Source organism: Sphingopyxis sp. J-6, assembly GCF_046603995.1.
GTDB lineage: Bacteria > Pseudomonadota > Alphaproteobacteria > Sphingomonadales > Sphingomonadaceae > Sphingopyxis.
The window spans coordinates 3,218,983-3,230,732 of record NZ_CP145810.1 but is presented as its reverse complement, the minus strand read 5'-3'; the positions used below and the strand labels follow the sequence as shown (position 1 = coordinate 3,230,732).

Annotated in this window: 10 protein-coding genes; all 10 read left to right on the top strand. The window is 67.3% G+C overall.

Translation table 11 applies throughout. The features are described from left to right. Nucleotides 1-10: 10 nt before the first annotated feature. The 10 genes from V6U71_RS15560 to gspK all read left to right on the top strand — a co-directional run bounded on the left by V6U71_RS15560 (nucleotide 11) and on the right by gspK (nucleotide 11,749). On the top strand, nucleotides 11-2,707 hold the full coding sequence (locus V6U71_RS15560) for a TonB-dependent receptor domain-containing protein (RefSeq protein ID WP_411339298.1): 2,697 nt from the start codon (nucleotides 11-13) through the stop codon (nucleotides 2,705-2,707). A 268-nt stretch (nucleotides 2,708-2,975) separates the two neighbouring features. Next, on the top strand, nucleotides 2,976-3,857 hold the full coding sequence (locus V6U71_RS15555) for a type II secretion system protein N (protein ID WP_411339297.1): 882 nt from the start codon (nucleotides 2,976-2,978) through the stop codon (nucleotides 3,855-3,857). Between the two features lie 4 nt (nucleotides 3,858-3,861). Further along, entirely contained in the window at nucleotides 3,862-6,063 is a 2,202-nt protein-coding gene (gene gspD, locus V6U71_RS15550; protein WP_411339296.1) for a type II secretion system secretin GspD, read from the top strand. Beyond that, nucleotides 6,060-7,553, top strand: coding sequence for a GspE/PulE family protein (locus tag V6U71_RS15545; RefSeq protein ID WP_411339295.1), 1,494 nt, complete (start codon nucleotides 6,060-6,062; stop codon nucleotides 7,551-7,553). The genes gspD and V6U71_RS15545 overlap by 4 nt, the downstream gene beginning before the upstream one ends. Then, a complete protein-coding gene (gene gspF, locus V6U71_RS15540; RefSeq protein WP_411339294.1) occupies nucleotides 7,546-8,760 on the top strand; it encodes a type II secretion system inner membrane protein GspF in 1,215 nt (404 codons plus the stop codon). Before V6U71_RS15545 ends, gspF begins: the two co-directional genes overlap by 8 nt. A 1-nt stretch (nucleotide 8,761) precedes the next feature. Continuing rightward, a complete protein-coding gene (gene gspG, locus V6U71_RS15535; protein WP_411339293.1) occupies nucleotides 8,762-9,250 on the top strand; it encodes a type II secretion system major pseudopilin GspG in 489 nt (162 codons plus the stop codon). Continuing rightward, a complete protein-coding gene (locus tag V6U71_RS15530; protein ID WP_411339292.1) occupies nucleotides 9,225-9,788 on the top strand; it encodes a GspH/FimT family pseudopilin in 564 nt (187 codons plus the stop codon). Before gspG ends, V6U71_RS15530 begins: the two co-directional genes overlap by 26 nt. Beyond that, complete coding sequence (gene gspI, locus V6U71_RS15525) at nucleotides 9,778-10,143, top strand: type II secretion system minor pseudopilin GspI (protein WP_411339291.1); 366 nt, start codon at nucleotides 9,778-9,780, stop codon at nucleotides 10,141-10,143. The genes V6U71_RS15530 and gspI overlap by 11 nt, the downstream gene beginning before the upstream one ends. Further along, entirely contained in the window at nucleotides 10,140-10,748 is a 609-nt protein-coding gene (gene gspJ / locus V6U71_RS15520; RefSeq protein WP_411339290.1) for a type II secretion system minor pseudopilin GspJ, read from the top strand. The genes gspI and gspJ overlap by 4 nt, the downstream gene beginning before the upstream one ends. Then, on the top strand, nucleotides 10,745-11,749 hold the full coding sequence (gene gspK / locus V6U71_RS15515) for a type II secretion system minor pseudopilin GspK (RefSeq protein ID WP_411339289.1): 1,005 nt from the start codon (nucleotides 10,745-10,747) through the stop codon (nucleotides 11,747-11,749). The genes gspJ and gspK overlap by 4 nt, the downstream gene beginning before the upstream one ends. The last annotated feature ends 1 nt before the right edge of the window (nucleotide 11,750 follow it).

Below are 11,750 nucleotides of genomic sequence, written 5' to 3'. Positions count from 1 at the left end.
GGACTTTCACATGACCAAGCGGCCGATCTTCGCCAGCCTGCTTCTCCTCAGTTCCGCGCTCGTCGCGCCTGCCGCCCTGGCGCAGGATGCGAGCGCCGAACCCGCCGCCGACACGCCGCCCGTCGCCACCGAACCGGCCACCGACGACGCCGCGCCCGCCGATGAAGAAGCCGATATTTCGATTCCGGGCGGCGCCGATCAGGAGATCGTCGTCACGGGCCGCTATACCCCCAACATCGTCCGTTCGACCCCCGAAGTCGTGTCGTCGCTGTCGTCGGCCGACATCGCGCGGACCGGCGAGGGCGATATCTCGGGCTCGCTGCAGCGCGTCACCGGCCTGTCGGTCGTCGGCGGCGGCTTCGTCTATGTCCGCGGCCTCGGCGATCGCTATTCGCTGGCGCTGCTCAACGGTTCGCCGCTGCCCAGCCCCGAGCCGCTGAAGCGCGTCGTACCGCTCGACATTTTCCCGACCAATGTCATCGATTCGACGCTGGTCCAGAAAAGCTTCTCGGTGAACTTCCCCGGCGAATTCGGCGGCGGCGTGATCAATCTCACGACCAAGGCGACGCCGCGCGAACCCTTCCTGACCTTCAGCGGCGGGATCGGCTGGGACAGCGAAACGACGAACCAGCTCGGTTATACCTATTATGGCAGCGACACCGACTGGACCGGTTTCGACGACGGCACGCGCGACGTGCCGCCGCTGCTCAAGGCCGCGCTCGCCAGTGGCAAGCCGATTCTGGAAGGCGCCGACTTCACCCAGGACCAGCTCGAGGCGATCCAGATGGAGCTGGTCAACGCCGAAACGACGCTGCTCCAGCAGAACGACCATATCCCGATCAACTGGTCGGCCGGGATCACCGGCGGCACGACGATTGCGTTGCCGAACGGCGAACTCGGTATCATCGCGACCGCGGGGATCAGCAACAAGTGGCGCACCCGCGACACGTTGCAGCAGACGTCGGTCAACGACGACCTGTCGGGCGATCCGCAGACGAGCTATAACCGCATCATCACCGACAATCGCGTCGTGGTGAACGGGCTGCTCGGTTTCGGGCTCGAACTCGGCGACCACAAGATCCGCTGGACCAACCTCTATATCCGCGACACGTTGAAGCAGGCGCGCCTTGCGCTCGGTACCGACGCCAACCAGTCGGACCGCGACATCATGAAGCAGGATACGGCCTGGTACGAGCGCCAGCTCATCAACACCCAGCTCGTCGGCGAATTCCACTTCGACCGGCTGAAGCTCGACCTGCGCGGCGCCTACGCCAATTCGCAGCGCGAAGCGCCTTATGAGCGCGGCTTCACCTATGTCCGCACCAACCAGCCGGGCGACCCGGTGGGCGACAAGTTCGTCAACGACCTTGGCGGCAACCGCGGCGATGCGACGATCGCCTTTTCGGACCTCAACGAGGATCTGTGGTCGGGCGGCGTCGACCTGTCGTACGAGCTCGCCCCGCGGATCACCGCGACGGTCGGCTATGCCTACAGCGACACGCATCGTGTCTCGGAACGCCGGACCTTCCAGTTCCGCGCCTCGAACCTGCCGTTGGCGGTGCAGCAACTGCGCCCCGACTATCTGCTCTCCGACGCGACGATCCAGCTTTACGACATCACGCTGCTCGAAACCTCGGCGCAGGACGGCACCGCGGCCTTCGACGCCAAGCTGACGACGCACGCCGGCTACGGCCAGATCCAGGCGGAGATCGTGCCCGGCGTCAACGTCAATGCCGGGGTGCGTTACGAGGAAGCGAAGCAGACCGTGGTTCCGATCGACCTGTTCGGCACCGGATCGTCGGCGATCGTCGCCACCAACCTTAATAACGACTATTGGCTGCCTGCGGTCACGCTGACCTGGGAGGTCGCGCCCGACATGCAGCTTCGCGTCAACGGATCGAAGACGATCGCACGGCCGCAGTTCCGCGAGCTGGTGGCGCAGGTCTACCAGGACCCCGAATCGAACCGCCTGTTCCGCGGCAACCCGTCGCTGACCGATAGCGAGCTGTGGAACGCCGAAGCGCGCTATGAGTGGTATTTCGCCAAGGATCAGCGCCTGACGGTCGCCGGCTTCTACAAGTCGATCGACAATCCGATCGAAACCTATACCTCGATTTCGGACTCGTCGGTGAACAGCAGCTACGCCAACGCGCCGAAGGCGACGCTGTACGGCGCCGAGTTCGAGGTGCAGAAATATTTCCCGCTCGACAAGCTGTCGGACTCGCCCTTCTGGCAGAGCCGCCGCCTCGTGCTGATCGGCAACTATACCTACACCAAATCCGAAATCCGGGTCCGTGACGGCGACACGACGGTGATCAACGGCGTGGTGCAGAATGCCGCCAACTTCTTCTTCGACGGCGCGCCGATGACGGGTCAGTCCGACCACCTGCTCAATTTCCAGATCGGGCTGGAGGATCAGGACAAGCTGTCGCAGCAGACGCTGCTGCTGACCTATGCCAGCCCGCGCGTCACCAGCCGCGGTCCGTCGGGCCAGCCCGACCTTGAGGAAAAGCCGGGCATCCAGCTCGACTTCGTGGCGCGGCAGGGGCTGACGCTGCTGAACAAGGAAATCGAGCTGAAGTTCGAGGCGCGCAACCTGACCGGACGCAAATATCAGGAAGTGCAGACCGCGGGCGACAACAAGATCTTCTTCAACCGCTACAAGCTGGGCCGGACCTTCTCGCTCAGCGCGTCGGTGAAGTTCTGAGGTAAAGAATCCTCCCCGTCGCGAAGCGATGGGGAGGGGGACCACCGCGACGCGGTGGTGGAGGGGCGTCGCCGTCGCGTTACGGCCCCTCCGTCAGCCCTGCGGGCTGCCACCTCCCGATGGCTACGCCACAGGGAGGATCATTCTCACCATCGCACCGGACTCGCCCGGCTGACAAAAAACTGTAATCTTCCCGTCAACTGATTGTCATCAATCGCCTCTAGGCGATTCGCGTGCAATGCTTTCAGGCGGGGGACAGGGTTATTTCATGGCGACGCTGATGCCCGGATCGGCCGTTCGGCTGCCGCGTGGTCTGCCCGCCTGGCTGCGGACCAAACGCGCGCCGCGCGACATATGGCCGCTGCTGCTGGTTGCGCTGCTCGGCGCGCTGCTGCTCTGGCAATGCGTCCGCCTGCTCTGGACCCTGATCGTGCCCTTGTCGCCGCTCGGCGCCTGGCAACCGCAGGCGGCGGTCATTGCGTCGCCCGCCGAGCGCCGTGCGCTGTTCGTCGGCCTCGATCCCTTCTTCCGCACCGCACCGCAGGGCCCCGCCAGCGCCACCGTCACCGCGCTCGGCCTCACCATCTTCGGGGTCAATATCAACGAAGCGACGGGCAGCGGTTCGGCGATCATCGCCGGCGAGGACGGGGTGCAGAACAGCTACGCCGTCGGCGACGAGATCGCGCCCGGCGTCAAGCTGGTGGGCGTCGCGTTCGACCATGTGCTGCTCGACCGCGGCGGCGCACGCGAAAGCCTGTTCCTCGACCAGAGCGGCGAGGCGCCGGTCGCCAGTCCCGCGGCCGCCCCCGCCATGCCGACCCCCGAAACGGCTGCGGCTCCGGCGAGCGGTGTCTCGGCCAGCGGCGAGATGTCGCCGGCGGCGCTGAAATCGGGCGTGGGCTTCGCGCCGCGGACCGAGAGCGGCAAGGTCACCGGCCTCGCGGTCCAGCCGCAGGGCGACGGCGCCGTGTTCCGCGCTGCGGGTTTGCGTCCCGGCGACGTGATCCGCTCGGTCAACGGCCGCCCGATCGGCTCCGCAGGCGATGCCGCCTCGCTCGCCGGCCAATTCACGCCGGGGGCGCGCATCTCGCTCGAGGTCGAGCGCGGTGCCAGCGTCGTCCCCGTCGCCATCTTCCTCTCGAAGCAATAGGTTTATGCGTCTCAAACTGTCCCTGATGCTCGCCGCCGCGCTCGTTTCCGCAACGCCGGGACCCGCGCTCGCGCAATATACGCTGAACGTCCGCGACGCCGATATCCGCGCGTTCATCCAGGATGCGGCGCGGATCACCGGCCGCACCTTCGTCATCGACGGCCGCGTCAACGGCAAGGTGTCGGTCGTGACCGACCGGCCGCTGTCGCGGAGCGAATATTTCGAGATTTTCCTGTCGACGCTGCGCTCGAACGGCCTCGTCGCGGTGCCGGGACCGAACGGCAGCTATCGCGTCCAGCCGATCGACGGCGCCGCCGCCCAGCCCGGCCGGATCGGCAGCGGCGGCGCGGCGCAGAACCAGTTCGTCACCGAAATCATCCGCCTCCGCCACATCGACGCTGTGTCGGCGGTCGAAACGCTGCGCCCGCTGGTCAGCCCGCAGGGCTCGCTGACCGCCAACCGCAACGCCAACAGCCTGGTCGTCGCCGATTTCGCCGACAATATCCGCCGCATCCGCGCGCTCGCGAGCAGCATCGACCGCGACAGTTCGACCAGCCAGATCGTGACGCTGAAAAACGCCGGCGCGCGCGAGATCGCGGCCGCGCTGCAGGCGCTGGTGCCCGCAGCCGGCGAGGGCGCGCAATCGCCCGTCGCCATCGTGCCGATCGACAGCAGCAATGCGATTGCGCTGCGCGGCGATCAGGCGATGGTCGCGCGCTTCGTCCAGATGGCGAACGACCTCGATGCCAAGGCGGCGGGCGGCACCGAACTGCGCGTCTACTGGCTCGAACATGCCAATGCCGAAACGCTGCTGCCGACGCTCCAGCAACTGATCGGCGGCGGCAGCGATCCGGCGCAGAAGGCCGGGCTGCCGCCGGCTTCGTCCTCTTCCTCGTCGTCGGGCAGCGCTAGTGCCGCGCCTGCCGCCGCAACGAACAGCGCGCCGACCTCGGTCAGCGGTGCGGGGGGCAGCATCTCGACGCGCGGACCGGCGATCGTCACCCGCTATGAAGGCGCCAATGCGATCATCGTCGCCGCCAACAGCGAAGTGCAGCGGATGCTCGGCGAACTGATCCGCCAGCTCGACAGCCGCCGCGAACAGGTGCTCGTCGAGGCGATCGTCGTCGAGATCGGCGACGATGCGGCAAAGCGGCTCGGCGTCCAGTTCCTGCTCGGCGGCAAGAACATCCCGTTCGTCGCGACCAATTACAGCAATGCCCAGCCGAACATCTTCACCTTGGGCGGCGCCTATGCGGCGAACCGGCTGTCGCAGGAAACGACGACGGTCAACGGCAACACCACGGTGACCCAGACAAACAGCGCGCTCGGCAGCAGCCTGCAGGAAGCCGCGGCGGCGTCGCTGCTCCAGGCGACCGGCGGTTTCGCGGGGTTCGCGGGCGATATCGGCAAGAACACGATCTTCGGCGCGATCATCAACGCGGTGAAATCGGACACGACGTCGAACCTGCTCGCGACGCCGCATATCGTCACGCTCGACAATCAGGCGGCAAAATTCCTCGTCGGACAGGAAGTGCCGATTACGACGGGCGAGGCGCTGAGCGACAATTTCGACAACGCCTTCCGCACCGTCCAGCGCGAAGAGGTGGGCATCAAGCTCGAGGTCACGCCGCAGGTCAACGGCGCGGGCGAGGTTAAGCTGTTCCTCCGTCAGGAAGTGTCGAGCGTCGCCGGGCCGGTGTCGTCGCGCAACAGCGACCTCATCCTTAACAAGCGCTCGTTCGAGACGGTGCTGACGGTCGACGACGGCGAAATCCTCGCGATCGGCGGCCTGCTCAACGACGACGAGCGCAAGACGATCGAGCGTATTCCGCTGCTCAGCGACATCCCGCTGATCGGCGAATTGTTCAAGTCGCGGAGCCGGTCACGCTCGAAGACGAACCTGATGGTCTTCATCCGCCCGACCGTCCTGCGCAATCGCGAGGATAATGCTGCGCTGACCGCGCGGCGTTACGGCTATGTCCGCAATTTCCAGTTGCAGCGGAACCCCGATCAGGAACCGGCGATCGATACGCTGGTCCGCGACTATATGGGGACGACGCCGCCGTCGCCGCCCTCGGCCGGCGATGTGACCGTCACTCCCGTCGATCTGCCCGCGCTGCGTGGGCCCGATGGTAATGTGATCAGTACCGACGTGCCGCCCTCGATCTCGAATGCCCCCGCGCCGCCGCCCGGAGAATATCCGTGACCGATTCCGAACCGACCGCCGCGCCGCCGGCGCCGGTCGATATTCCCTATGGCTTCGCGCGCGCGCACGGTGTCGTGATCGCCCCGGGGGAGGGCGGTATCTGGCTGGCGACGCTCCGTGAGGACAGCGACCCGGCAGTGCTGATCGAGGTCAAGCGCTACCTCGCGCAGCCGCTCAAGGTCGCGACGGCCAGCGCCGCCGATTTCGACCGGTTGCTGTCCGACCATTATGCCGTCGATGCCTCGGCCGCGGCGATGGCGGGATCGCTCGACGGTAGCGACCTCGATTTCAGCCTGCCCAGCGCCGAAGACCTGCTCGACAGCGCCGACGATGCCCCCGCGATCCGGCTGATCAATGCGATCATTGCCGAAGCGGTGCGGCAGGGCGTCAGCGACATTCATATCGAACCTTATGAAAGCGGGCTGGTTGTACGGATGCGCACCGACGGGGTGCTGCGCGAGCATCTGCGGATGCCGCCGCACGTCGCGCCAGTCGTCGTCAGCCGCATCAAGGTGATGGCGCGGCTCGACATCGCCGAACGCCGCATTCCGCAGGACGGGCGTATCGGCCTGACGCTCGCGGGCAAGGCGGTCGATGTGCGCGTCTCGACATTGCCCAGCCGCGCGGGCGAACGCGTGGTGATGCGTATCCTCGACAAGGACAGCGCGGGGATCGATTTCGATGTCCTCGGTCTGACGGGCGCCGCCGACCAGATATTGCGCGAGGCGCTCGCTGAACCCAATGGCATCATCCTCGTCACCGGGCCGACCGGATCGGGCAAGACGACGTCGCTTTATGCCGCGCTGAAGCAGCTCAACGATGGCCAGCGCAATATCCTGACGGTCGAGGACCCGGTCGAATATGCCGTCGACGGCGTCGGCCAGACGCAGGTCAACAGCAAGGTCGGGCTCGATTTCGCGGCCGGGCTGCGCGCGATCCTGCGCCAGGACCCCGACGTCGTGATGGTCGGCGAAATCCGCGACCGCGAGACCGCCGATATCGCGGTGCAGGCATCGCTGACCGGCCACCTCGTGCTGTCGACCGTCCACACCAACGATGCGGTGGGCGCGATCACGCGCCTCAAGGATTTGAAGGTCGAGCCCTTTCTGCTCGCCTCGACGCTGCGCGCGGTGATCGCGCAGCGGCTCGTCCGCAAGCTCTGCGAGCATTGCCGCGAACCGGTGCAGGCCGACAACAGCGTTGCGGCAATGCTCGGGCTCGATATCGGTACTGTCATCTGGCGGCCCAAGGGCTGCGACCAGTGCGGCGGCAGCGGCTACAAGGGCCGCATCGGGGTGTTCGAAGCGATCAAGGTCGATGAGACGGTGCGCCGCTACATCTACGCGGGCGGCGACGAGGCGATGATCGCCAAACATGCGTTTCTGAAGGCGCCGACGCTGGCGTCGGCGGCGCGGACGATGGTCGCCAAGGGCCTCACGACCGCCGAAGAGGCGATCCGCGTCGCGCGGCGCGAGGATGTCGATGCCTGATTACCGCTATGTCGCGATCGACCCGCAGGGTCGCGAGCGCAAGGGGCGGGTCTCCGCGGCGAACGACGATGCCGCGCGTGCCGATCTCGTGCGGCGGAAATTCCATATCGTCGCGGTCGAGGCGGCGGGGTCGCGCCCCGCCTCGCGCTCGCTGCTCGCCTTTCGCCGCAGTAAGCTCAGCCGCAAGGAGCTGGCGCTGTTTACGCGCCAGTTGGCGACGCTCGTCGAAGTGGCGCCGCTCGAGGAAGCGCTGCGCACGCTGACCCGCCAGAGCGAAGCCGAAAGCGCGCGCGCGGTGATCGCCGACGTTCATGCCGGGCTGCTCGAAGGCCGCCGCCTCGCCGATGCGATGGCGCGCCAGCCGGCGAGCTTTCCGCCGCTCTATCGCGCGATGGTCGCAGCGGGCGAAACGACGGGCAGCCTGACGACGATCCTCGCACGGCTCGCCGACCTGCTCGAACGGCAGGCCGAAGTGCGCGGCAAGCTGGTCGCCGCGCTCGCCTATCCCATCGTCCTCGCCGTGGTCGCGGTCGGTGTCGTCGCTGCACTCATGATCTTCGTCGTCCCGCGTGTCGTCGAACAGTTCACCGACACGGGACAGCAACTGCCCTTCCTGACCCGCGCGGTGATTGCGATCTCGGGCTTTGCCGCCAACTGGTGGTGGCTGGTCGCGCTGCTGCTGGCCGCCGGAATTTTCGGCTGGGTCACCGCGATGCGCCGCCCGGCGTTCAAGGCGCGAGTCGATGCGCGGCTGCTGCGCCTGCCGCTGCTCGGCCGCCTGCTCCGCGATCTTTACGCGGCCCGCTTCGCGCGCACGCTATCGACGATGGTGTCGAGCCGGCTGCCGCTCGTCGAAGGGCTGCGCCTGACCGTCCCGACGATCCGCAATGCGGCGCTCGCTGGCGCGACCGCAGCGATCGTCGATCAGGTCCGTGCCGGCGGTAGCCTTTCGGCCGCGCTTCGCGACGCGGGCGTTTTCCCGCCGCTCCTCGTCTATATGACCGCGAGCGGCGAAAGCGCCGGGCGGCTCGAGCAGATGCTCGAACGCGCGGCCGACTATCTCGAACGCGAGTTCGACCGTTTCACCGCCGCCTCGATGGCGCTTCTCGAACCTGTCATAATCGTCATTATGGGGTCTTGCGTCGCGCTCATCATTCTCGCCATCCTGCTTCCGATCCTCCAGTTGCAGAACCTCGCAGGTCTATAATATGTCGCTTATGCAGCTTTTCTTTCGCCTGATGCTCGATCCCGGCCGGTCCCCAGCCGATCGCCGCAAGCAGGGCGAGCGCGGCTTCACGCTCACCGAACTGATGGTGGTGATCTTCATCATCGGGCTGCTCGCCACGGTAGTGATGATCAACGTGCTGCCCAGCCAGGATCGCGCCATGGTGACCAAGGCGAAGGCCGACATCGCAACGCTCGAAACCGCGCTCGAACAATATCGCCTCGACAATCTCACCTATCCCGCCACGACCGACGGGCTGAACGCGCTCACCGCGGCACCGCCGGCACTCGCCCAGCCCGAACGCTATCGCCGCGGCGGCTATATCAAGAAGCTGCCCGAGGATCCGTGGGGCCGTCCCTATAATTATCAGGCGCCGGGGCCGAACGGGAAGGCGTTCGACGTCTGGTCGCTTGGCGCCGACGGCGCGCCCGGCGGGACCGACGACAATGCCGACATCCACGGAGAAGGCTGAGGCGCTCGCTGGATGTTCCCCGGCGAAAGCCGGGGCCCATTCGCGCCAACCCAATCTTTTCGGGGCCCCGGTTTCCACCGGGGCGCACTGCCCTGACGGCCAGCGCGGCTTCACGCTGGTCGAGCTGATGGTCGTGCTCGCCATCCTCGCGCTTGCCGCTGCCGCAGTGGTGCTGACGATCCCCGGCGACGAACGCACGGTGCGCAGCGAGGCCGACCGCCTTGCCGCCCGTCTTGCCGCCGCGCGCGACGTGGCGGTGATCGAGGGGCGCAGCGTCGCGGTCAACTTCGCGCCGTCGGGCTATGGCTTCGAGCGGCGGGTCGAAGGGACGTGGCAGCCGCTGCCCGGCCGCGCGTTCGAACAGCGTAACTGGCCGGGCGATGTCCGTTTCGTTGCCGGCGACGGGCAGGGCGTATCGCGCATCCTTTTCGATCGCGTCGGGACCAGCCCGACACCGCAGTCCGTCGTCCTCGCGGGCGGCGACGCGCGCGAAACCGTGCGCGTTTCGGCGACGGGGGAGGTCAGCCGTGGCCAATGATCGTGAAGGCGGTTTTACGCTGCTTGAAATGCTCGTCGCGCTCAGCATCATCAGCATTGCGGCGTTGACGCTCGTCCGTCTCGACGCTTTTGCCGTACGGACAGCCGGCGATCTCGACGAAAGCACCATGGCGGGGATCGTCGCGCAGAATCGTGCTGTCGAACTGTGGACCGATCCGGCGCCGCCGACGATCGGCAACAGCGCGACGGGCGTCGCCAATGCCGGCCGCAACTGGCGCGTCGAACAGCGCGTCGCCAGGACCGCCGACGACAGCCTGCTCCGCATCGACCTGACCGTCCGGCCCGAAAGCGGACGCGGGCAGGCGGTCCTGACGATCATCAGGCCGTCGCAATGAAGGACGAACGCGGCTTCACGCTCGTCGAAATGCTCGTTGCATTATCGATCTTTGCGGCGATCGCCGCGATGGGGGTTGGCCTGTTGCGCAGCAGTATCGATACGCAGGATGCCGTTCAGCTTCGCCTGAAGGCAATGGGCGGTGTCAACCGGGTGCGGGCGCTGATGGCGAACGATCTTGCGCAAGCGGTGCAGCGTCCGACGCGCGGGCAGGCGGGGGAGCCCGTGCCCGCATTCATCGGTTCGTCCACCGGCTTCGCCTTCGTCCACGGCGGCGCACCGTCGCAGGACGGCGGGCCGCGGCCCTCTGTCGAACGCGTCGCTTATGCCCTGACCGGCGGCGAATGGCGGCGCGCGATACAGCCGATGCTCGACGGCGCGGTGCTGAGCGACGGCGATCGCCTGATCGGCGAGGTCGACGCGGTCGCGGTTCGCTATCGCGACGAAAAGGGCAATTGGGGCGAGAGCTGGACGTCGGAGCCCGGCGACCGCCTGCCGCGCGCGGTCGAAGTGCGATTGACCCGCCGGGGCCGGGCGCCGCTTGCCATGCTGTTCCTGACCGCCCCGGCATTGCCGCCGCCGCCCTTGCAGGCGCCTGCGCCATGACGCCGCCGGCGAGAGGCGAACGCGGCGCCGCGCTGCTCAGCGTGCTGCTGCTCGTCGCGGTCATGGCGGTGATTGCGGCGACGGCGCTCGACCGGCTGACGCTCGCGACGCGTATCGCGGGCAGCGCATCGACGATCGATCAGGGCCGCGCCTACAGCTTTGCCGCCGAACAGATTGCGCTGCGCCGCGTCGCCGATCTGGTCGGGCGCGATCCGTCGCGGCTGACGCTTGCCGGCGGCTGGCTCGGGCGCGAGTTCGTGCTGCCGCTGCCGGGCGGCGAAGGCCGGGCGCGGCTGACCGATGCGAACAATTGCTTCAATCTCAACGCGCTCGTGGTCGAAGCGGCGCCCGGCCGGCTCAGCCAGCGCGCCGGCGCCGTGGCGCAGTTCGCCGAACTGATGAGCCTGCTCGGCATCGACCCCGGTCAGGCGAAGGCGATCGCGGCGGCGGCGGCCGACTGGATCGACAGCGACAGCAACGAAGGGCCTCTCGGCGCCGAGGACGGCGTCTACCGCTCGATGCAGGCATCCTATCTGCCCGGTAACCGCAAGATGGCCGATATCAGCGAATTGCGCGCGGTGCGCGGGGTGACGCCGAAAATCTATGCGCGGCTCAAGCCGTGGATTTGCGTGCTGCCGGTCGCCGATCCGATCCGGCTCAATGTTAACACGCTGGCGCCCGAACAGGCGCCGCTCGTCGCGATGCTGCGTCCCGGCGAGATCGGGGTGGCGAATGCGCGCGCTGCGCTGGCAGCGCGGCCCGCCGACGGCTATGGCAGCAGCGTCCGATTCTGGAAGGCGGGGCCGCTTGCCGGGATCGACCCGGGCGACGCCGCCGAACAGGCGGGAATGACGAGCCGCTGGCTGACACTGACGACGAATGTGACGATGGGGGACGGTTTCTTGACTTCGGTTTCGCTCATCGATGCCAATGGCGGTGCACCCGCTGCCGGTACCGCGCCGCCGTCGATCGTTCGCCGCGACTGGGGCGAGGGCGACTGAC